Origin of the sequence: Phytoactinopolyspora halotolerans, assembly GCF_010550675.1 — a bacterium.
GTDB lineage: Bacteria > Actinomycetota > Actinomycetes > Jiangellales > Jiangellaceae > Phytoactinopolyspora > Phytoactinopolyspora halotolerans.
In genome coordinates this window covers 34,177-55,744 of record NZ_JAAGOA010000008.1, presented here as the reverse complement: position 1 = coordinate 55,744, position 21,568 = coordinate 34,177, and the positions used below count along the sequence as shown (strand labels likewise).

Genomic DNA, 21,568 nt, shown 5'->3' with positions numbered 1-21,568 from the left:
GGCTGTGATCGACTGGCTTCTCGACTCGGATCCATCCATCCGCTGGCAGGTGATGCGCGATCTGCTCGGCGCGCCGGAGGCGGAGTGGAAGGCTGAGCGGGCCAAGGTGGAGACGGAAGGGTGGGGCGCCAGGCTTCTGGCACATCAGGACGAGGACGGGCAGTGGGCGGGCGGTGCCTTCGTCCCGCGTGGGTTCGACTACCGGGAGTGGCAGCAGGTCGGCCAGCCGTGGACGGCGACGACCTTCGCATTGTCGCAGCTGCGGGAGTTCGGCCTCGATCCCGTCACCGACCGGGCCAGGCGAACCGTCGAGCTGATCGGTGCCAACGCCCGCTGGGATCATGCCGGCCAGCCCTACTGGGAGGGTGAGGTCGAGGAGTGCATCAACGGCCGGACCGTAGCTGACGGTGCCTATTTCGGGGTCGACGTCTCATCCGTCGTCGACCGGCTGGTGGGCGAGCGTCTCGACGACGGCGGCTGGAATTGTGAGCGGGCCAACGGCTCCAGCCGCTCGTCCTTCGCCAGCACGATCAACGTGCTGGAAGGTCTCCTGGAGTATGAGAGAGCCACCGGCGGAACCCCCGAGTCCCGGGACGCGCGGGCATCCGGCGAGGAATACCTCCTGCAGCGGCACCTGTTCCGGCGCCTGACCACCGGTGAGCCGGCCGACGAACGGTTCCTGACGTTCCTGCACCCGAACCGATGGCGTTACGACATCCTCCGTGCGCTGGACTACTTCCGCTCCGCGGCCGCGCTGACCGGAGCCGCGCCCGATCGGCGGCTCGGCGAAGCAGTCGATCGCGTACGTTCCCGGCGCCGGCCGGACGGCACGTGGCCACTCGACTGGAGCCTGCCCGGTCGTGTCTGGTTCGACGTGGACGACGGACCGGGCAGACCGTCCCGCTGGGTGACCCTGCGTGCGATGCGCGTCCTCAAGTGGTGCGACCAAACCCCATGACCACACCCCATGATCATGAACACTTACCGTTCACATAGCACGGTTAGTGTTCATGATCATGGCGGGAGAGGGTCGCGATGATTTGCGGCCGCAGCTCTTCGGGCCGGATGATCGCGTCCACCGAACCCACCCGCTGCGCCCGCTGAATGGAATGCACACTGTCGAACTCGGCCGCGACCTCGCCCAGCTTCTCCGACCGTACCGACGTCCGCAGGTCCCCCAGCTGGGCGACGAGCGCGGCGCGCTCGGCACCCTCGGCCTCGGCGATGCGACCCTGAAGCTCCACGACCCGCGGATCGCTCGCGGTCCGCGCGTTCACCTCGCCGGCGAACACCACCGCTGCCGCCGGCGCGCCGCCCAGCACCGATGCGTATGACCCCTCGACCGCGAGCACGGTCATGTTCGGGTTGAGCGCCTTGGAGAACACCACGAACGCGCCACCGTGGTACCGCGAGATGACGCAGAACACGATGGGGCCGCGGAAGTTCACGATGGCGCGGCCGATCTCGGCGCCGTACTCCAGCTGCAGCTTCCGCATCGACTCGGGCGACCCGTCGAACCCGGACAGGTTGGCCAGCACCACCAACGGCCGGTTTCCGCTCGCCGCGTTGATGGCGCGGGCCGCCTTCTTCGACGAGCGCGGGAACAACGTGCCGGCGGTGTAGGTATCCGGACCGTCCGTGGGCGGGAAACCGCGCCGCGGCACCGACAGGGATTCGATGCCCAGCAGGCAGACCGGCCGCCCGCCCAGATGCACGTCCTGCACCACGGCCGTCTCCGCGTCGGCCATGCCGGCCCAGCGCTCGAGGACCGGATGGTCCTGGTCGGCCAGCGCACGCATCACCGTGCGGATGTCGAAGGGCTTCTTGCGCTCCGGGTTCATCCGCTCGGAGAAGATCTCGCCGACGGTGGTGAAATCGCTGCCCTCCACCGCGTGCGGGTAATCGGAGATGTCCCGGTCGATCGGGTCGGTGGTGACCGCCGTGCGGGGCCCGTGCTCGCCCGGGAACACGTAGCTGTGGTCGTAGTGCGACAGCAGCACGCCGTGGGCCGCCCGCAGATCCGGCGCCCAGTACTGGGCCTGGCCGTTCGGGCCCATCACCCGGTCGTAACCACCGATGCCGAAGTTGTCCTCCGCGGACACGCCGCCGGAGAAGTCCAGCGACTGCTTGCCGGTCAGCACCATCGCCGAGTCCGGCGTCATCACCAGGATGCCCTTGGTGTGCATGAGCATCGTCGCCTCGGCGTTCCAGTACGGCTGGGCGCCGACGTTGATCCCGGCCACGACGACGTTGATCTCGCCGCCGTCCTGCGTGAAGTGCACGATGCGGCGCAGCGCGGCGGCGATCCAGTCCATGTTCTCGGTGCCGGAGTCCATCGCGATGCGCGCACCCGCGGACAGCGCGTACCACTCGACCGGAACCCGCCGCTGCTCCGCGAGGTCGAGCGCCGCGATCACGCGGGCACACTCCGGCTCGGACAACGCGCCGAGCGCCTTCGTCGGGTCACCGATCAGCACCACCCGGATCATGCCCTCGGGGTACCGCTCGGTGGGCGTCGTGGCCACGCCGGCGACGATCCCAGCCCTGTTCAGCCCCTTCGGCCGGTCGACGGGGACCAGAGCGCCGGAGGCGTCGAGGTCGTGCTCGGCGAAGGATCCGCCCGGTCCGGCGATCATGTCGGTCAGCTCGTAGGGGTAGACCGTGCCCCGGCGCCGAGCCCGCAGCACCTTCTGGCCGTAGTCGTCCAGCGGCTGGATCGGCTCCGACGGCGGCGCGGTGACCTCGAGGCGCACCCCGGCGCCCACGTCGTAATAGACGCGTACCGCGACGGAGTGCAGTTGCCCGGTCGACGCGTCCCGCTGCCGGCCGAGGAGGAACACCTCGTCGACCCCGGCGCCGCCGGTCGTGGGCACGATGCGCTGGGCGACCGTGCGGAGGTCATCGGGGGACAGGTCGCTCGGCGGCCACACGTACAGGAAGATCCGGTTGGTGTCCGGTCGCTTCTTCGCCGGACGTTGCGCCTGCTCCTTACGGATCGCGTCGAAGCACGCGGCGAGCGCGCCTTCGACCCCCGGCAGCGCCAGCATGCCGCCCTCCGCGTCGCGCAGCGGGGTCAGATCCCTGACCTGTGCCATCGCGACGAATCGTTCGTCCGACGGGTTCTGCTTCGCGACGCAGCGCAGCAGGTAGACGTCCTCGTCGGCGGAGGGCAGCCGGGTCAGGTCGAAATGCCGCAGCCGGTGCAACTGCAGCCGTTGCCCGATGAGCGGATGCAGGCCGCGGATCAGCCGGTCCTCGGTCAACCCGTCCGGCGACGGCCGGAACGTGAAGTGATGGTGCAGCACGGCGCCGCTGCTTCCGGCGACGATCACCGTCATGCGGCCGAGATCGGCCGGGATCGCGGCCGCGGTGAGCTTCGCACGCAGCTCGGCCGCCATGACATCGGCGTCCGTGGGCTGATCCGGCCAGGTGAGGTAGACGTCGGCGACGAGGTCCGGCCGGTCCGGCTCCGCGGTGATCGCGTCGGTCAGCGTGACCAGCGCGTCGTCCAGCTCGGTCACGTCCGCGACCGTGGCCAGCAGACGCTGCGGGCGGCTGTCGAGTTCGAAGCGCGCGGTGACGAACGCGCGTCCTCCGAGCGGCTCGCAGCGTACGTCGGTGAGCCCGTGATCGCGGTAGTAGCGGCGGCTGATGACCTCGAGGAGGGGCCCCGCGTCCGCGTCCGGCCGCCCGATCCGCGGCCCTAGCAACCGGATCAGCGGCTCCGGGCTGGCGACCATGTCGGCGATCCGCTCGTCGCGGTCGGGTGCGTCCGGATGCTGGTCGAGATACTGCAGCTGGCGACGGACCCGGTTGTACACCTCGGCCCGGGTCCGGCGCAGTAGCGGCTGCGCGAACCAGCGGAACTCGAGGCTGCGGGCGAGGTCGCCGATCACCGGGAACCGCAACTGGGTGGCGACGATCAGCCGCTCCAGCGATTCGGCGACGGTCTGCCGCAACTCGCCCGGGGGAGGTTCTTCGGTGAGCCACTGCTGGAGCAGCTCACTGATCACGGTGGCCTCGGCGCCGGCCCGCTGCTGGGCGAGGAAGATCCGGAACACGGCTTCTTCCAGTGCGGGCGTGCGGTCCAGCCCGTCGACGCCGTAGTGGCCCAGCACGCGGACGAGGCGGCTGCGGAACGTCTCGGACAGTCCGGCGCGCTCGGCGTCGAGGCTCTGCAGATAGGTGTGGAAGTACTCGCGCGGGCTGCGCACATGCGTGTCGGACTTGCTGACGTCGTTCTCCTGGTCAACCGGTTTGTTGCGGCTGAGCTCGGACAGGTCGGCGAAGACCTCCAGCAGGCCGATCTCCTCCGCCAGCGGGCGCTCCGGTAACCCGGAGCGGGCGGTGAGGTAGCCCGCGAGCGCACCGGACCCGTCCTCGTCGTGCGGATCGACATCGAAGCCGAGCAGGATGCTGCGCAGGTCGGCCAGGCCACGCCGGACCCGGTGCTCGGCCGTCAACCCGTCCGGCTCGGCCGGCAGTGCCAGATCCACGGTGGCAGTACCGGCGGACGTGGTGGCCTGCGCGTCGTCGTCCTGTGGTTCCAGGCGCAACAGCGGCGCGCCGGTCCCGACCTGGCTGCCGACGGAGACCATGCTTTCGCGCAGCAGCGCGCGGAACGGTGCCCTCAGCACCGTCTCCATCTTCATGCTCTCCAGCACCAGGATCGGCGCACCGGCCTCCACCTGGTCTCCGACCGCGAGCGGGGTGGCGACGACGAGCGCGGGCGCCGGGGAACGCACCACGCCTCCCTCGTCGCGGCTGATCCGGTGCGTGACGCCGTCGACCTCGACCAGATGGATCGGGCCGTGCGTCCCAGTGACCAGCGGGAACCGGTGTCCGTTGAGCTGGATCTGACCGGTGTGCTGGTCGAACCGCTCCAATACCGCGTCCACGGTGCGCGCGTCGTCGCCGCTGCCGAAGCCGACCCGGTACCGTCCCGGACTGGTCTCGGCGACGGTGAGCCGGTAACCCTCGCCACGCAACTTCAGATCGATCGGACGGCCGCTCTCGTGCTGCACCTGTGGGCGTCCGCCGTGTGCGGTGGACAGCAGCCGCTGCAGCTCGACATGTTTCTGATCCTCATACGCGTCGATCGCGGCGGCCGCGAGGGCGACCCCGGAGTGCTGTTGCGACACGAGGCGGCCTTCGGCTCGCACCCGGTCGATCCAGCTGGTGTCCGCGACCCCGCTGATCACCTCGGGCTCGTCGAGCAGGTCGAGGATGAAACTCTTGTTGGTGGTGCCGCCCTCGATGACGACGGTCGTCTCCCGCATCGCGCGGCGCAGCCGGGACAGCGCCTCGTCGCGGGTACGTCCGTAGGCGATGATCTTGGCGATCATCGAGTCGAAGTCGGCGGGGATCACGTCGCCCTCGCTGACTCCGGTGTCGACCCGGATGCCCGGACCGGCGGGCAGGTTCAGCAGCGCGATGCGGCCGGGGGCCGGCGCGAAATCGCGGTCCGGATCCTCCGCGTTGAGCCGTGCCTCTACGGCGTGACCCAGTTCACCGGGCCTCGGGCCGGTCAATCTGCCGCCGGTGGCGACGTGCAACTGGGCCTTGACCAGATCCATACCGGTGGTGGCCTCGGTGATCGGATGCTCCACCTGCAGCCGGGTGTTCACCTCCAGGAAGGCGAACTGCTGGTCCTTCGGGTGGTACAGGAACTCCACGGTCCCGGCCCCGCGGTAGTCGACGGCGAGCGCGAGCCGCTCGGCGGCCGCCTTCAGCTCGTCCGCCTGTTCCGGCGCCAGCACCGGGGAGGACGACTCCTCGATGATCTTCTGATTGCGACGCTGGACCGAGCAGTCCCGCACGCCCAGCGCCCAAGCGGTGCCCTGGCCGTCGGCGACCACCTGGACCTCCACGTGCCGGGCACCGGTGACCAGACGTTCCAGGAACACCACACCACTGCCGAACGCGCGCTCGGCCTCCAGGCTGGTGCGCTCGTAGGCGTCGGCCAGTTCCTCCGGGCCGGTGACGACGCGGATACCTCGGCCGCCTCCACCGGCGGTGGCCTTGAGCATCAGCGGGTACCCGATGTTCTCGGCGGCGCGCAGCGCAGCATCGAGGTCTTCCACCGGGCCGCGGCTCCACGGCGCGACCGGCACGCCGACCTCCTCGGCCAGGAGTTTGGCGCCGATCTTGTCGCCCAGCCTGCGCATGGCGTCCGGACCCGGTCCGATGAACGTCACGCCGAGCTTCTGGCACAGCTCGGCGAACGCCGGGTCCTCGGCGACGAATCCCCAGCCGACCCAGGCGGCGTCCGCCCCGGTCTCGACCAGGGCGCGCTCCAGCACGGCGAGGTCGAGATACGGACGCGCCGCGGCCGGGCCGAGATCATAGCCGAGGTCTGCCTCGCGCACGAACGTCGACCTGGCGTCGGCGTCGGTGTACAGGGCGACCGTCTCGATGTGCGGCCCGCCCTCCGCATTGAGTTCACCGACGGCATGGATGAGCCGCATCGCGGCCTCTCCCCGGTTGACGATCGCGACACGACTGAACACCGAAACGAGCCTCACCTGGTGGACGACAGACGACCGTGGCTACGTTGCCACATCTCCAGCATCTCGGTTACCGGCCAGTAGGGTGATCGTCCATCGCATGACGCCCTGAAGCGGGATTTTCGTGGGAACCCCCCAAACAGCGGCTGGATCGGCGCGACCTGCCGGGCTTCGCGCGGGCCGTGGCAGAGAAGTGCGTCGGCGCCGTTCGCGCCCGGATATGGTGGGCACATGAGGTTCGGGGTGCTCGGGCCCTTGGCGGTGTGGTCGCCGGATGGAATCCCCGTGACCATCCCCGGGCTCAAAGTCCGGGCGCTGCTCGCCGATTTGCTCGTCCACGAGGGGCGGCCGGTGTCGGCGGACCGGCTGATCAACGATCTGTGGGCGGAGGACTATCCAGGCAATCCGGCCGGGGCGCTGCATGCCAAGGTGTCACAGCTGCGGCGCGCGCTCGATGAGGTGGAGCCAGGTGCCCGTACCCGGGTGGAATTCGGGCCCTTGGGATACCGGCTCAAGGTCCCGCCGGAAGAGGTCGACGCGGGACGGTTCAGTTCACTCGTCGAGCAAGCGCGGACTCTGCGGGACGCGCACAGCAAGGTTTCCCTGCTGACCCAGGCGCTCGCGTTGTGGAGGGGTCCCGCTCTCGGAGAGGCCGGGGAGATGGAGTTCGCCCGGGGATGGACCGTCCGGCTGGACGAGCAGCGGCTGGTGGCGTTCGAGGACCTCGCCGAAGCACGACTCGAACTGGGCGAACACACCCTGCTCGTGGGGGAGCTGGGCGACATGGTCGAACAGCACCCGTTGCGTGAGCGGTTACGCGCCGCGCAGCTGCGCGCCCTGTACGGTTCCGGCCGGCAGAGTGAGGCGCTGGACGCATACGAGCGGTACCGCCGGCGGCTGCGGGACGAACTCGGCCTGGATCCCGGCACCGAACTGGTCGAGCTTCACCGAGCGATCCTGCAGCGGGATCCGGCGTTGGGGTCTGGAACGGTCTCGGCGACGGCTGCGGCGATGGCCGCCCCGCCCACGACGAACCTGCCGGTCGCCATCTCGACAGAGCCCGACGGAGGACTGGTGGGCCGGGCGGCGGCGATCGCCGAGGTGAGGAAGGCCCTGGAAGCAGGCCGGCTGGTGACCCTCACCGGACCGGGCGGAGTGGGCAAGACCCGCCTCGCCGTCGAGGTCGCGAGGGCTGCCGCGGATCTGTACCCGGACGGCAGCTGGATCGTGGAACTGGCCGGGGAGACACCGCACCTCTCCCGGCCCGACGACGTCGACGACGTCGGTTCGATCGCCACCGTCGTGGCCGCGACGCTCGGTGTCCGGGAGGACTCCGCGCTGGGTGTCCCGGCCGGCGAATCGCACCTCGGTGTGACCGACCGACTGGTGGCGGCGCTGCGTTCCCGCCGGTCACTGCTCGTGCTGGACAACTGTGAGCACGTCATCGAGCCGGTGGCCCATCTCATCGAGCGGGTGCTGGGTACGGCGCCCGGCGTCTCGTTGCTGGTCACGAGTCAGGAGCCGGTGAGGTTGCCCGCCGAGGTGATCGTTCCGGTATCGCCGCTCGAGCTGCCGGAGCCGGATTCATCCTTGGACGAGTTGTCGCAGGCCGCCGCGGTACGCCTGTTTCTCCTGCGCGCTGCCGCCGCGGCGCCGGGTTTCGCCCTGACCGCGGACAACGCGAAGGCTGTCATGGAGATCTGCACCCGGCTCGACGGCATTCCGCTCGCGCTCGAACTGGCCGCCGCCCGGGTGCGTGCGCTGGACGTGCGCGATCTCGCCGCTCGTCTCGACGACCGATTCCGGCTGCTCGGTCCCGGGCATCGAACGGCGCCGCAGCGGCAGCGGACGCTGCAGGCCATGATCGATTGGAGCTGGCAGCGGCTGTCGGCGGTGGACCAGACGGTGCTGCGCCGGATGGCCGTCCACGTCGGTGGATGCACCCTGGAAGCGGCCGAACAGGTCTGCGCCGACGACGCCATCGCTGGAGTGGACGTCGTCGATGGGCTGGGGCGGTTGGTCGACCGGTCCCTGGTGACCGTCTCGCAGGAGACCGACACTCGACGTTATCGACTGCTGGAGTCGGTGGCGGAGTACGCGCGGCAGCGGCTGGAGGAGGCCGGCGAGGCAGCGGTGCTGCACCGTCGGCATGCCGCGTACTACGCGGATCTGGCCGAGCGTGCCGGACGCGCGCTGCGCGGATCCGGTCAGCGACAGGCGTTGCGCTGCCTGGACAGCGAGGCCGCCAACCTGCGTGCGGCCCTGGACACGGCGGCGCACGTGAACGCGGCGGACATGGCGCTGCGCCTGGTGAACTCCCTGGCGTGGTATTGGTTTCTCCGCGGGCGACATCAGGAAGCCCGTCGATGTCTGACGCTGGCTTTGGAGATTCCGTCCAGCGAGGGGGCCGTCGGGGCCGCTCGAGCCGAGGCATCCACCTGGCTGGCCGGCGTCGCCTTCACCGATCTTCAAGACGATCCAGTGGCCCGGCGCGATGCGGCGCTCAGGCTCTACGACCAGATCGACGATCCGGCCGGGCGAGCGCGTGCGCAATGGGTATGCGCGTTCACCATGCTCGGCTGGGGCGACAAGGCGGTGGGCGAACAACTCGTGTCCGACGCCTTGACCGGTTTCCGGGCGCTGGGTGATCGCTGGGGAACCGCGGCCGCGTTGTTCACTCGCGCCGAGCACGCGCTGATCGAAGGTGATCTCGACGCGGTCAGACGCGACAGTGAGCAGTCGCTCCAACTGTTCGACGACGTCGGTGACGACTGGGGGCGGCTCCAACCGATGCACCTGCTCGGCGTGTTGGCCGAGATCGGCGGCGACCACACACGTGCGGCGCAGCTGCATCGAGGCGCGCTGCGGATCGCGGAGGACCTCGAGCTGTGGCCCGCCGTGTCGATGCAACTGGCCAGCCTCGGCCGGACGGCGCTGCTCGTCGAGAACTTCGCCGAAGCGACGGAATACCATCAACAAGCACTGAACCTGGCCGAGCAGCAGTCGGACGGCGCCGCCGCTGCCTTCGCCGCCATCGGCTTGGCCCTCGGCGCACGCCGGCAGGGTCACCTCGATGCCGCCGAAGAACGGCTGCACGACCTGCTTGACTGGCATCGCCGTACCGGCCACCTGCCGGGTACCGCCCTGATCCTGGCGGAGTTGGGTTTCGTCGCTGAGCTGCGGGACGACGCCGCGTCGGCGCGCGAACTGCACGCGGAGGGGTTGGTGACCGCCCGCAAGACGGGAGACACCAGGGCCGTGGCGTTGGCGCTGGAAGGGCTCGCCGGCGCGGCCGCCCTGGCCGCGCGGTACCAAGACGCGGCTCGGCTGCTCGGTGCGGCGGCCGCCGCTCGCGAGTCCGCGGCCGCACCCTCGGCGGCGGCTGACCGCGGCGATGTCGAGCGGATCGCTCGGCGAGCGAGAGAGGCCCTGGGCGCGAGCGCCTTCGCTGCCGAATTCGCGCTGGGCGGACGGTTGGGCATCGACGAGTTGGCGTGATCGTCGGGCTCGCCTTCCGGTCGTGATGGTGGGCTGAGGACCGTTCCGCCGCACCATCACGACCGGCGGGAGGTCAGGAGAGCGTCACCTCGGCGGTGACCTCCTGCTGCTCGTCACTGACCAGGTCACCGGTCTCGTCGACCGGAGTCAGCGTGGCCTCGAAGATCACCGCGGCGTCCGTGCGGTACATGAAGTTGTCCCCGTAGGCGATCGACTGTCCCGGTCCGAGCGGGTAGACGCCGTCGTCCCGGCGGGCGCCGACCCCGTCGCTGTTGACGTCCATCTCCTCGTACAGATCGTTGTCCGTGATGCTGTCCATTCCTTGCAGGTACGGCCAGTCTTCATACTCGGCCGACACGGATACCAGGCTGGAGCTCATGGGGATCGTTTCGTCTGAGGTGTTGGTGATGACGTAATTGACGAACACGATGTCGTCTCCCTCCGCCAGGACGGGCTGATTGCTGTCCGGGTCGACCAGCAAGCCGTCCTTCGGCGACGGGGCAACGCCCACCTGATAGATCTCCACCTCGAAGTTCGCCCCTTCAAGGGTCGTGAGCTTCTCGCCGGGTGTGGTGACGGCGGCCGCCCACTCAGGGGTGTCGCCGCCGCCCTCCGCGGCGTCGTCGGGCTCGTCGTCGGCGGGCTCGTCCTCGGCAGGCTCCTCCTCTTCTTCACCCGCCGAGTCGTCGGCGTCTCCACCGAGCTCGCCGGCGTCGTCCTCGGCCTCGTCTGACTGAGCGACCGGCTCGGTGTCCGCGGCTTCCTCCCCGCCGTCGTCGTCGGAGGAACACGCCGTGAGGCCGAGAGCAAGTGCCGCGGCCGCCGTGGCCACGAGCATGCGACGCTTGGAAAGCGTCCTGCGCATAACAAGGTTCCTTTCATCAATGGTGACTGGACTTCCCCGGGATCGCGTGCTGCATCCCGGCGGAACGCTCAGTGGGACGGGTGCCTCCAGTCCTTGGCACCCGGAGCGAGCCCTAGCCGGGCCGGCGGTTCATGCGGCCGCCGGCCGGTTGGTCAGTGACGAGAGCACCGTGGCTGTCTCGGCGAGCCGTCCGCCCTGGTGCCGCGCCGCTTCCAGCACCGCTTTGAGGTAGTCATCGTCGTCGGCTTGCTCCTCGACGCAGCTGACCCCGTACGGGTTGCCGCCCGCGGCCGCCGCGACCTCGTAGTCGACGTAACCGGTCGGCAGAACGATCGCTCCCCAGTGGCACAAGGTGTTGTAGAGGGACAGCAGCGTCGACTCCTGCCCGCCATGTGCGAAGTGGCTGCTGGTGAAGCCGGTGGCCGGCTTGTTCGCCAACTTGCCGGCTTGCCAGAGCCCGCCGGTGGTGTCCAGGAACTGCCGAAGCTGGGAGCTGACGTTGCCGTAGCGGGTCGGCGTGCCGAACGCGTAGCCGTTGGCCCAGAGAAGGTCGTCGAGGCTGGCGGGCTTGATGTGCGCCGTGGCGTCCAGATGGGCACGCCAATCGGGGTTGGAATCGATGGCCGCATCCGGGGCGAGTTCGTCCACGCGGCGCAACCGCACCTCGGCTCCCGCGTCGGCGGCGCCGTCCGCGAACGCTTGGGCGAGACGGTGGACGTTGCCGGTGGAGGAGTAGTAGACGATGGCTATGCGTGCTTCTGCGGTACTCACGTGAGAGTTCTCCCGTCGGTGTCGGTTCGGCATCTACGGTGTGGTGCGGGTGAGGTCACCCGCGGGCTCGTTCTCATGTCCGAACGGCCGGACGTGGCGCAACACGGCCACGACGAGTACGGCGATCCCGATCAGGAGGACCGCGCTGCCGGCGGCGACCACGTTGAAGCCGGCGGTGAAGGCTTCGCGTGCGGCGCCGACGAGTTCATCGCCGAGCGGCGACGGCAGCTCGTCGGCGACGGCGAAAGCGTTGGCGAAGCTGTCCCGAGCGGTCGCTGAGGCGTCTGCCGGCACCGCAGCCGGCATCGCGCCGGCTAGTTCGCTGCTGTAGACGGCGGTACCGGCGGCCCCGAGCGTGGCGATGCCCATCGCCATCCCCAGCTCGCTACCTGTCTCGGACGTGGCGGCTGCGGATCCGGTCTTCTCCGGCGGCGCGGAGCTCACCACCATGTCGGTCCCGAGCGCCAGCAGCGGTACCACGCCGAAGGCGAATGTGGTGCAGCCGGCCACCAGAATCGCCAGGCCGGACACCGCCCCGAGCTGGGTGAGCAACACCAGCCCGACGACGGCGACCGACAGGCCGCCGACGATCACGCGGGCGGGCCGGACCCTCCGTGCCAGCAGCGGAGCCACGATCGAGCTGACGATGAAGGCGACCGCCATCGGGAGGAACCACAACCCCGCCCGTAGCGGTGACAAGCCTTCGACCAGTTGCAGGTACTGGGTGAAGAAGAGCATGACGGCCGTCAGGGTGATGGCGGCAAGGAAAAGCCCGGCCACCGCGCCGGAGAATCGGCGGTCGGCGAACATCCGCAGGTCCAGCAGGGGGTCGTCGAGCCGGCTCTGGCGGCGGACGAACAGCCACCCGATGATGATCGCGGCGGCGATGGCGGCGGCCGGTATCCCGTCGACGGCTCGATCCTTGGCGATCTCCTTGATGCCGTAGACGACGGGCAGGATGGCACCGAGTGACAGCATGACGCTGACGAGGTCCAGCCGTCCGGCGTGCGGGGCGCGATACTCGGGTAGCAGGAGGGGGCCGGTCGCCAGCAGAACGACCATGACGGGCACGCCCAGCAGGAACACCGAACCCCACCAGAAGTTCTCCAGCATGGCTCCGCCGATCGCCGGCCCGATCGCGGTGCCCAGCGAGAAGGACATTCCCCAGATGCCGATGGCCAAGCCGCGCTGTTTGGGCGCCGTGAACATGGTCCCGATCAGCGAGAGTGTCGACGGCATCAGCGTCGCTCCGGCGAGGCCCAGCAACGCCCTGGCGACGGTCAGCATCTCCGCGCTGGTGGAGTACGCAGCCAGGACGGACATGGCTCCGAACGCGGTGGCGCCGATCAGCAGGAGCCGGCGGCGCCCGATCCGATCCCCGAGTGTCCCCATCGTGACCAGGAGTCCGGCCACGACGAAGCCGTAGATGTCGGTGATCCACAACATCTGCGTGTTACTGGCGCCCAGGTCGGATCCGAGTTGCGGCAGGGCCATGTACAGCACGGTCAGATCCAGGGCGATCAGGATCGTGGGGAGCGCCAGGACGGCCAGGCCCAGCCACTCGCGTGGCCCGGCTCGCACGCCGGGCGGCGTCGTCGTGATGGCGGACATAAGACCCCTTAGCGCTCGTCGTCAGCGCCACGATGACGTACGGGGCTTACGCCGTTCTTACCGCGAACTTACGGCTGCACCGGTCATGTGCGATTCGCCAAGGGTTCGCGGAGACGCCAACCCCGCGTCGCGCGCCGGCTTCTCCTCCACGTCTAAAGTCCCGGCTATGAGAGCGCGCCTTGCTGTCCTCACCGGAGCCACGTCCCTCATCGCAGGGTTGGCGGCGATCGCCACGTCCGCCGACTCGGCCGGGGACGCTCGTCCGAAAGGCCGGGACGAGCTGCTCGTCTCGGCGTTCGAGCAGGTGGACCGCAACACCGAGTGGCTGCACGTCGACACCGTCGACCTGGACTTCGAGACGTTCCACCCACAGGCGATGGAGGTGGTGGGCGACCGGATCTACCTGTCCTCGGTGGAGGTGATCGAGCGGCCGGAGCGTTATCCGGAGCCGATCGACGGCTACGACCGCAGTCCGGGCCGGGGTGTCGGTCACGTCTTCGTGCTCGACCTCGAGGGCAACCTGCTGGAGGACATCGAGATCGCCGACGGCCATCGCTACCACCCTGGCGGAATCGACGTGCACGGTGACGCGCTCTACGTCCCGGTCGCCGAGTACCGTCCGGACAGCTCCTCGGACATCTATCGCATCGATCTACAGACGTATCAGGTGACCCGGCTGTTCGGCGTGGACGACCACATCGGTGGTGTGGTTGTGGACCAGCTGTCCGGGCGCCTGGTGGGTCAGTCCTGGGGTTCGCGACGGTTCTACGAATGGAGCCTTGCCGGGAAGCAGAAGGACTTCTGGCTCAACGAGAACCACTTCCTGGACTACCAGGATTGTGAGTACGTCGCGTCCCGCAAGACGCTGTGCTCCGGGGTGACCGGACTGGCGGCGCCGCCCGGCATCGAGGGCAGCTACGAGCTGGGCGGCTTCGCCATGATCGACCTCCGCGACGAGCACCGGATCCTGCACGAGGTGCCGCTGCAGCTCTGGTCGACGGCCGGTCACGTCATCACCCGCAATCCGACGGACCTGGACGCCGAGCCCACCGCCGACGGTGCGCGGCTCACCCTCTATGCCGCCCCCGATGACGCTGACGAGGGAGCCGGTACACAGGTGCTTGTCTATACGGCCGACGTCGCTCCCTGAACTCGAGCGCAGCACGATGGCCGGCCGCGGGCAGGTCCCTGGCCGTGCGGCTGCAGAGGCTCATGTTTCGACGCCTGTCACGTTGCCTTGCGTGTCCGTGGTGTATCGACCCTTGGAGAGTTCGATCAGCACAAAGGGGTTGCCGAACGGATCGTGCACGACGGCGACGCGGCCGACTGGGATCTCTATGGGGTCTGACACGCAGGAACCGCCGGCTGCCTCGATATGTTCGAGCGCCTGGTCCACTGATTCAACGAGGAGGTCGATCTCGTGTTCTGGATGCTCCGTTTGCAGCACGAGTTCCGCGTCCGACTCTGGAAATCGTAGGCCAGCTTGTGTCGCAGTCCGCCAGATAAGTTCGTGGCCTAGCCGCGAGCAGTAGAAATCGAGGCCCTGGTCAAGGTCGGGAACGGGTATCCGGACGCAATCTATCTTTCGGATGAATGCTGCATCCTTCATGCCGCAACCATAGCGCCGTCGCGCGACACGCGGACCGCGCTGGGTCAGGGCGTGGGTTCCATCTGGTTGACCAGGTGCACCACGCCGGCCGGGTTGGCGATCCAATGCGCGCTCGACGGGTCCGGCAACGGTTCCAGCTCGTCCCGTGCTGGAACGCCCGCCGCCTTCAGGTGTTCCATGGCAGCGTCGATGTCGTCGGTGTTGAGCTGCAGCCATACGTCGGTCTGACTGTAGGTCTCGACTTCGTCCAGCCAGAGCGTGCTGGGGCCGAAGGCGCACCGGTAACTGCGTGACACCCCGGTGGCCACATCGGACCCGCTGACGTCCTCGGTCGGGAGGCCGAGTACGTCGCGGTAGAAGGCGACGGTGGATTCGAAATGGACGCGGGGGATCTTCATGGCGATGTTGACGCCGCCGTCGAATGTCGGCTGGTTCATGGTTGTGTTCCTTCCTCAGGGGTCTCGGCAAGGCGTTTGATTGCGGACAGTCGGGTTTCCCAGACGGCGGCGAGGGCGCTCATCCGCCGCGCGGCGTCTTCGAGCCGTTCCGGGCGTGCCTGGTAGAGAACCTCGCGTCCCATCCGTCGACCGGTGACGAGGCCGGCGTCGTCAAGCACGCCGAGATGCTTGACCACCGCCTGCCGGGTCACCGGCATTGCCTGGGCGAGCGCACTGGCGCTTGCCTCACCGCGCTCGGTGAGCAGGTCGAGCAGCGTTCGTCGAGTCGGCTCGGCCAGCGCGACCAGCACTGCGTCGAGGTCCGGCTGGTTCATGCGCCGGCGGACTCCGCGTACACGCGCAGTTCGTCCAGCTCGGCGCGCCAGCCCTGGGTGTTCTCCTCGATATGCTTGGCGCGGCCGGCAGCGTCGACGGCGAGCGCGGTGAACCCGCTCTCCACGACCTTGAGCCTGGTGCTTTCGCCTTCAGCCGAAAGGGTGAACACCACCAGCGTGGAGTTGCCGTCGGTGATCGGTTCGCCGGTCCGCAGCGCCCAGCGGAAGGCGAACGTGTGGGGTGGCTCGACCGTCTCGACCCGGCCGTCGTGGGCGCCGTATTCCTTCCAGGTCAGTGTGAGAACCCCGCCGGGGCGCAGGTCGATCTCAGCGCCGGCATCGGCGAACCACGTGCCCAGATGCTCGGCACGCGTCACGATATTCCAGACGCGCGAGAGCGGAGCCTCGATGAGGATCTCGCGCTCGATGGTGTCGACGTCCGTGGCCATGCGGGTCCTCCACGAAGAGCGAATGGAATGTGCAACTACAGAGTTGCACATTGTATCGAGAAGTGCAACCCGGTGGTTGCGGATCGCGGCGAAGTGGCCGAGCGCCGGACTATCGTGCGGTGAGCGGCAGCCTGGCGGTGAAGGTGGTGCCGTCGGATCCGGTGACGAAGGTGAGCGATCCTCGGTGCCGCCGCTCGATGATCCGCTTGGCGTTGTCCAGACCCAGCCCGCTGCCCTTGCCGGCGGCCTTGGTCGTGACGAAGGCGTCGAAGACCCTGCTCCGTACCTCCGCCGGAATGCCGGTCCCCGTGTCCTGCACGTCGACCGCGACCGCATCGGCGTCGCGGTAGGTGCGCACCGTCAGCACCCCCGTACCGTCCATGGCGTCGACGGCATTGTCGATGAGGTTGGTCCAGACCTGGTTCAGCTCCGCGGCGTAGGCAGGGACGCGTGGCAGCGCGTCGTCGTAGTCCCGGCGGATCTCGATGCCGGCCAGCTTGTGCCCGAGCATGGTCAGCGTGCTGTCGATGCCCGGGTGGATGTCGATCTCCTGGTGCGCGGCCTGGTCCATATGGGAGTACTGCTTGACCGACTCGACCAGCGTCGAGATGCGTGCCGACGCCTCTTCGATCTCGTCCATCAGCGCCTCCGTCTCCAGCGTGTATCCGAGCCAGCGCAGCGCACTCTCCAGATCGGGGCCGACGTCGGCGGCCACGTCGTCGACCCAGGTGGGATCGAGGCCGGCGGCCACGAATACGGGCGCGAGGTCGATGGCGCCGGTGACGCCGAGGCTCTCCAGATGGTCCGTGAGCTCATCCTCGAGATCCGTCACCTGGATCGGGGTCAACGGATCCCGCTTCTTGGACGCACGCTCCACCGCGGCCTCCTGGATGGCGATCAGCCGTGCCAATGTGGTCGGTTCGACCAGACCCTCGGCGATCATGCCGAGCTTGTGTCGCATGTGCGCGACGCGTGCCCGCAGCTGCCCGCTGGCCCGCACCGTGGCCGCGGCGGGATTGTTGAGCTCGTGTGCCAGACTCGCCGAGAGCCGGCCGAGCTGCGCGAGGTGTTCCCGCTGCCGTACCGTGCCCTCCGCGGCCTGGATTCCGACGTACAGGCCGTCGAAGAGGTGCTTGGCCATCGGAAACCAGCGCTGAATGAAGGCAGCGAAGTCGTCGGCTGGGAAGCGCAGGAATCGGCTCGGCCGGACGGCGATGAGCGAGCTCTGGTATGTCTGCGCGGCCGAGCTGGCGAACGCGCGGACCGCGCCCGCGTAGGCGCCCCGGTGGTCGGTCTCGTTGACCAGGACGTCGTCGTCCTCGGAGTGGCGGATGAGCCGCAGCGTTCCGTCCAGTAACACCCACAGCGCGTCGGACGGCTCCCCTTCGCGGAAGACCACGCCGTTCTCCGGATAGGCGCGGACGCTGGACCGATCGGCGACGAACCGCAACTGTTCTTCGGTGAGTCCCTCGAAGAGGAACAGCGTGCGTAGTTCGGCCAGGTCGATGCGTGCTTCTGCGCTCACGTGGCCTCCAGGTAACGGTGGATGAGGGTGATGGCCATGGCGCCCTCGCCGACCGCGGAGGCGACCCGTTTCACCGATTCCGCACGGACGTCGCCCGCGACGAACACGCCGGGAACGCTGGACTCCAGGTGGTAAGGGGAACGTGACAGCGGCCACGTGCGTGGCGGACGCCCGTCGTCGTCCAACAGCGCCGGGCCGGTCAGCAGGAAACCGCGATCGTCCCGGAGGAAGGCGTCGCTCAGCCAGTCGGTGGGTGGTTGTGCGCCGATGAAGACGAACAGCCGGTCGGCGGGGAGTTCCTCGGTCCGGCCGTCTCGGGTGTCGGTGACGGTGATGCGCTCCAGGTGGCCGTCGCCGGCGCACGTGGTGACCTCGGTGCAAGTGCGCACGTCGATGCTGGGATGGGCTTCGATCCGGGTGACCAGATACTCCGACATCCGGCGACGAAGGTCCGGCCCGCGGACGAGCATGACGACGCGCTTGGCGTATTCAGCGAAGTGCAGCGCCGCCTGACCGGCCGAGTTCGCCGCGCCCACGATGTAGACGTCCTGATCCTTACAGCCGGCCGCCTCGTGTGCGGCGGCGCCGTAGTACACGCCCAGGCCGGCGAGCTGTTCGGCGCCGTCGGCGGGAAGCCGGGCCCACCACACACCGGTGGAGAGGACGACGGCATGCGCGGTGACTTCGGTGCCGTCGCTGAACCGCACGACGCGCCCGTCGCCGCGTGCCTCGAGCCCGACCGCCTCGGCGGTGGTGATGACCTCTACACCGAAGCGGAGCACCTGTTCACGTGCCCGTTGGGCGAGATCTGCGCCGGATACGCCGTGCGGAAATCCGAGGTAGTTCTCGATCCGGCTGCTCCTGCCTGCTTGGCCGCCGACGCCGGCCCGCTCCACCAGCAGTGTGCGCAGCCCCTCGCTCGCCGCATAGACCGCCGCGCCAAGGCCAGCCGGCCCACCGCCTACCACCACGACGTCGTAGAACGGGCTGCCCGCGGTGGTGGCCAGGCCGCAGCGTTCCGCGACGTCGCGCAGGCTGGGGCGGCTGAGCACCACGCCGTCATCCATCACCAGCACCGGCAGCGCGGCATCGTCTCCGATCCCGGCGGCCTGGGCAAGGGCTCTGGCGTCCTCACCCTGGAGGTGCCGATAGGGAATCTGATTACTCGCCAGGAATTCCTTCAACGCCTGGGTGGTCGCGCACCACTGATGCCCGATGATGTTGATGCCGTCGAACCCGGGGCGGCTGCCTGCCGCCCACGTCTCGAGCAGCTCGTCGAGCACGGGGTACAGCTGTTCTTCGGGTGGATCCCATGGCTTGAGCAGGTAATGGTCCAGGTCCACATCGTTGACGGCCCGGATCGCCGCGTCTGTGTCCGCATACGCGGTGAGTAGCACGCGGCGTGCGCGCGGAGCGAGGTCCATGGCTCGTTCGAGAAAGTCGATGCCGTTCATGCCCGGCATGCGATAGTCCGCCAGGATCAGCGCGGTAGCCTCGCTTCGCACCGTGAGTTCCCGGAGCGCTTCCAGCGCCTCTGGGCCGTTCTGTGCGCGAACCACGCGATAGGCCTGGCCGTAACGGCGGCGCAGATCGCGCGCGATCACCCGGCCGACCGTGGGATCGTCCTCGACAGTCAGCAGTACCGGCCTGCGGCTCACCCGGCCTCCTGGTGGGGAATGTGCACGTTCGAGTTAATAGTCGCACCACAGCCAGGGTGAGTAGAACTCAGTACTCCGGCGACGCACCGTCCGTGTCGGAGTCGGACGAGGCGGCGACCTCGGTCAGGCCGAATTCCTCCCGCCGGGATTCCGGCACGAGAGCGACGTAGGCCGGATGGCCGATGATCCAGTCTCGGACGAAAGGACACCATGGCAGGACTGCGAGGCCGCGTCCCTGGGCTTCGTCCAGGACATGCCGGACAAGCCTTCCGGCGAGGTGTTTGCCCTGGAAATGCGGGTCGATCTGGGTGTGGATCAATGAGATGGCGGCCGACTCCACGCGGTATTCGAGGAACCCCGCCAGGTCTGCGCCGTCGTAGATCTCGAAACGACGGCGATCGAGGTTGTCGATGATCTCCACATGGTCCATCGGCGCGTCCTCTCCCTGACCCAGGTCTGAAATTGTAGTGATCGCCGGGCGGGATCGCGCGGTGGCCTGCTGGTGTCGGGCCGTCGTTGGAACCGGATCAGGCGGCGTGGAGATCGCGGCGGCGGAATCCGGCGAGGCCGGCAAGGGCCAGCCCGACGGCTATGGCGCTGAGGATGACGACCGGCATGATGCTGAACTCCGCCCCAGGCAGCTCTGGGACGTGGTCGAAGGGGGAGAGATTGCGCAGCTGCGACTCCTCCAATCCGATCGCGGGTCCCAGCAGGCTGACAATGACGCCGTATCCGAGCACCAGCCATGCGGCTGGGGCCAACCTCGGCAGCACGCCGAAGAGTGCCACCGCGAGCATGGCCACCACCCAGATCGCCGGCATGTGTACCACACCCGCTGCCAGCAGATTGAACACCAGCGCCGGGTCGCGCTGGTCGATGGACGCCGTGACGCCCAGTGTGAGCGAGCCGGCGAGCATGACGATCATGCTGCCACCCAGCATGACGATGAGGTATCCGGCCATCCATCGGTGGCGGGGGAGCCCGGTGGCGAGGAGCGGCTCCAGTCGGCCGACGGCCTCCTCGTTCCGCATCCGGAGGGCCGAGGAGACCGCGAAACCGGTGGCGAGCAAGGCGAGCATGCCGGTGATGGTGCCCAGGAACGACTCGATGATCGTCGCACCCTGGGCTGCGGCGACGATCTCCTGAACCCGTTCGTTCTCAGCGACGAACTCCTCGATGTCGCTGAGCAGTGGGCCGAAGGCGGCGCCGAGGAGGGCGAGGCCGGCCGTCCAGGCGAGCATGCCGGCTCGCTGTTGCCGGAAGGGCAGTCCACCCAGTCGGGTCAGCCGAGGGGATGCGTGTGGGCGCCCAGGACGTGCGGGCATGAGTCCCGCAACCACGTCACGGCGCGCGTTGAGCATGATGGCCGCAGCGGTCAGGACGACGGCGAGCGTGAGGGACAGCAGCAGCGGCCACCACCGCTCGTCCACGTACGCGCGGGTGTGCAGCGACCAGGCGAAGGGGGATAACCAGGACAGGCCGGTCTCGCTGACATCGCCGACAGCGCGGACCGCATAGCTGGCTCCGAGTACCGCGACGCCGATGCCGACGGCTCCTCTGCTGTACTCGGTCACCTGGAGTACGACGGCGGCCACCGCGGTGAAGACCAGTCCGGCCGCGATCATGGAGATACCGAATGTCAACGAGCCGCGACCGTCTAGCCGATCGATGCCGGACAGTCCTGCGGCGGTGAGCAGCCCGACGACGACGTTCAGGGCAGAGACCACGACCAGGCTGGACGCCAGCATGGCATGGCGGCCTGTGACGGCTGACCTCACGAGCTCCGCCCGGCCACTCTCTTCCTCCGCGCGCGTGTGCCGGACCGTCAGGAAGACGCTCATGAGCGCGACGAGGATGATCGCCAGGTAAAGCGTCTCGTGGGCGACCATTGCGCCGAGCGTGTAGTTGTCGAGCCCGAAGCCAGGGCCGTTGAAAGCGACGAAGACCGGCGTGCCGGCGAGTTCGGCACGGCTATCCAGGTCGGTCTGGGTCGGGAAGGTGTCTGCGTAGCTCAGTGCCGTCCCCACGATGGAGCCCCCGACGGCTACCGTCCACACCGGAATCCTCACCCGGTCGCGACGGAGGATGAAGCGGATCAGCGTCCAGGTTCCCGCCAGAGTGCCTTCCCGGCTCAGCGGCATGTCGCCGGCAGCTGGCCGGGCGGCGCCGGAGTTCGCGTGTCTCATGGCGACATCACCCCGATCACGTTCGCCAGGCGGCTGTGCCAAAGTAACTTACCATTGAGTCAGTTGTCTACCGACGGGTTGGTAAGTTACCGGCTGTATAGGATGAGTCCTTGCGGGC

15 protein-coding genes are annotated in these 21,568 nt (G+C 68.7%); 3 read left to right on the top strand and 12 right to left on the bottom strand.

Annotation, left to right across the window (positions count from 1 at the left end; translation table 11 throughout):
- Positions 1-52 precede the first annotated feature (52 nt).
- A complete protein-coding gene (locus G1H10_RS13080; RefSeq protein WP_174264328.1) occupies positions 53-958 on the top strand; it encodes a squalene cyclase in 906 nt (301 codons plus the stop codon).
- Between the two features lie 43 nt (positions 959-1,001).
- Here G1H10_RS13080 and G1H10_RS34520 read toward each other — a convergent pair whose 3' ends face one another.
- On the bottom strand, positions 1,002-6,467 hold the full coding sequence (locus G1H10_RS34520) for an ATP-binding protein (protein WP_174264327.1): 5,466 nt from the start codon (positions 6,465-6,467) through the stop codon (positions 1,002-1,004).
- Between the two features lie 270 nt (positions 6,468-6,737).
- Here G1H10_RS34520 and G1H10_RS13070 point away from each other — a divergent pair, with 270 nt between their 5' ends.
- Positions 6,738-10,004, top strand: coding sequence for an AfsR/SARP family transcriptional regulator (locus G1H10_RS13070; RefSeq protein WP_174264314.1), 3,267 nt, complete (start codon positions 6,738-6,740; stop codon positions 10,002-10,004).
- Between the two features lie 73 nt (positions 10,005-10,077).
- Here the strand turns inward: G1H10_RS13070 and G1H10_RS13065 are convergent, their stop codons facing one another.
- The 3 genes from G1H10_RS13065 to G1H10_RS13055 all read right to left on the bottom strand — a co-directional run bounded on the left by G1H10_RS13065 (position 10,078) and on the right by G1H10_RS13055 (position 13,251).
- Complete coding sequence (locus tag G1H10_RS13065; protein ID WP_163738135.1) at positions 10,078-10,869, bottom strand: hypothetical protein; 792 nt, start codon at positions 10,867-10,869, stop codon at positions 10,078-10,080.
- 129 nt (positions 10,870-10,998) lie between these two features.
- Positions 10,999-11,640, bottom strand: a complete 642-nt coding sequence (wrbA, locus tag G1H10_RS13060) for an NAD(P)H:quinone oxidoreductase (RefSeq protein WP_216853221.1) — start codon at positions 11,638-11,640, stop codon at positions 10,999-11,001.
- Positions 11,641-11,673: 33 nt separating this feature from the next.
- Complete coding sequence (locus G1H10_RS13055) at positions 11,674-13,251, bottom strand: MFS transporter (RefSeq protein WP_163738129.1); 1,578 nt, start codon at positions 13,249-13,251, stop codon at positions 11,674-11,676.
- A gap of 166 nt (positions 13,252-13,417) precedes the next feature.
- On the opposite strand from G1H10_RS13055, the gene G1H10_RS13050 reads away from it, so the two are divergent.
- Positions 13,418-14,401, top strand: coding sequence for a DUF6454 family protein (locus G1H10_RS13050; RefSeq protein WP_163738127.1), 984 nt, complete (start codon positions 13,418-13,420; stop codon positions 14,399-14,401).
- Positions 14,402-14,461: 60 nt separating this feature from the next.
- Here G1H10_RS13050 and G1H10_RS13045 read toward each other — a convergent pair whose 3' ends face one another.
- The 8 genes from G1H10_RS13045 to G1H10_RS13010 all read right to left on the bottom strand — a co-directional run bounded on the left by G1H10_RS13045 (position 14,462) and on the right by G1H10_RS13010 (position 21,450).
- Positions 14,462-14,860, bottom strand: coding sequence for a VOC family protein (locus tag G1H10_RS13045; RefSeq protein WP_163738126.1), 399 nt, complete (start codon positions 14,858-14,860; stop codon positions 14,462-14,464).
- Between the two features lie 44 nt (positions 14,861-14,904).
- Positions 14,905-15,297: a VOC family protein gene (locus G1H10_RS13040; protein WP_163738124.1), complete on the bottom strand. Its 393-nt coding sequence runs from the start codon at positions 15,295-15,297 to the stop codon at positions 14,905-14,907.
- Positions 15,294-15,632 (bottom strand): ArsR/SmtB family transcription factor, encoded by a 339-nt coding sequence (locus G1H10_RS13035; protein WP_163738122.1) that lies wholly within the window; start codon positions 15,630-15,632, stop codon positions 15,294-15,296. Before G1H10_RS13035 ends, G1H10_RS13040 begins: the two co-directional genes overlap by 4 nt.
- Positions 15,629-16,081: an SRPBCC family protein gene (locus G1H10_RS13030; RefSeq protein WP_163738120.1), complete on the bottom strand. Its 453-nt coding sequence runs from the start codon at positions 16,079-16,081 to the stop codon at positions 15,629-15,631. Before G1H10_RS13030 ends, G1H10_RS13035 begins: the two co-directional genes overlap by 4 nt.
- Before the next feature lie 109 nt (positions 16,082-16,190).
- The gene (locus G1H10_RS13025) at positions 16,191-17,606 is read right to left on the bottom strand and encodes an ATP-binding protein (protein WP_163738118.1); all 1,416 of its coding nucleotides are present in this window, start codon (positions 17,604-17,606) and stop codon (positions 16,191-16,193) included.
- On the bottom strand, positions 17,603-19,264 hold the full coding sequence (locus tag G1H10_RS13020; RefSeq protein WP_163738116.1) for an NAD(P)/FAD-dependent oxidoreductase: 1,662 nt from the start codon (positions 19,262-19,264) through the stop codon (positions 17,603-17,605). Before G1H10_RS13020 ends, G1H10_RS13025 begins: the two co-directional genes overlap by 4 nt.
- Before the next feature lie 67 nt (positions 19,265-19,331).
- Positions 19,332-19,694: a GNAT family N-acetyltransferase gene (locus G1H10_RS13015; RefSeq protein WP_163738114.1), complete on the bottom strand. Its 363-nt coding sequence runs from the start codon at positions 19,692-19,694 to the stop codon at positions 19,332-19,334.
- Positions 19,695-19,791: 97 nt separating this feature from the next.
- Positions 19,792-21,450 carry an ABC transporter permease gene (locus G1H10_RS13010; RefSeq protein WP_163738111.1) on the bottom strand — a complete coding sequence of 553 codons (1,659 nt, stop codon included), beginning with the start codon at positions 21,448-21,450 and terminating at the stop codon, positions 19,792-19,794.
- Positions 21,451-21,568: the final 118 nt, after the last annotated feature.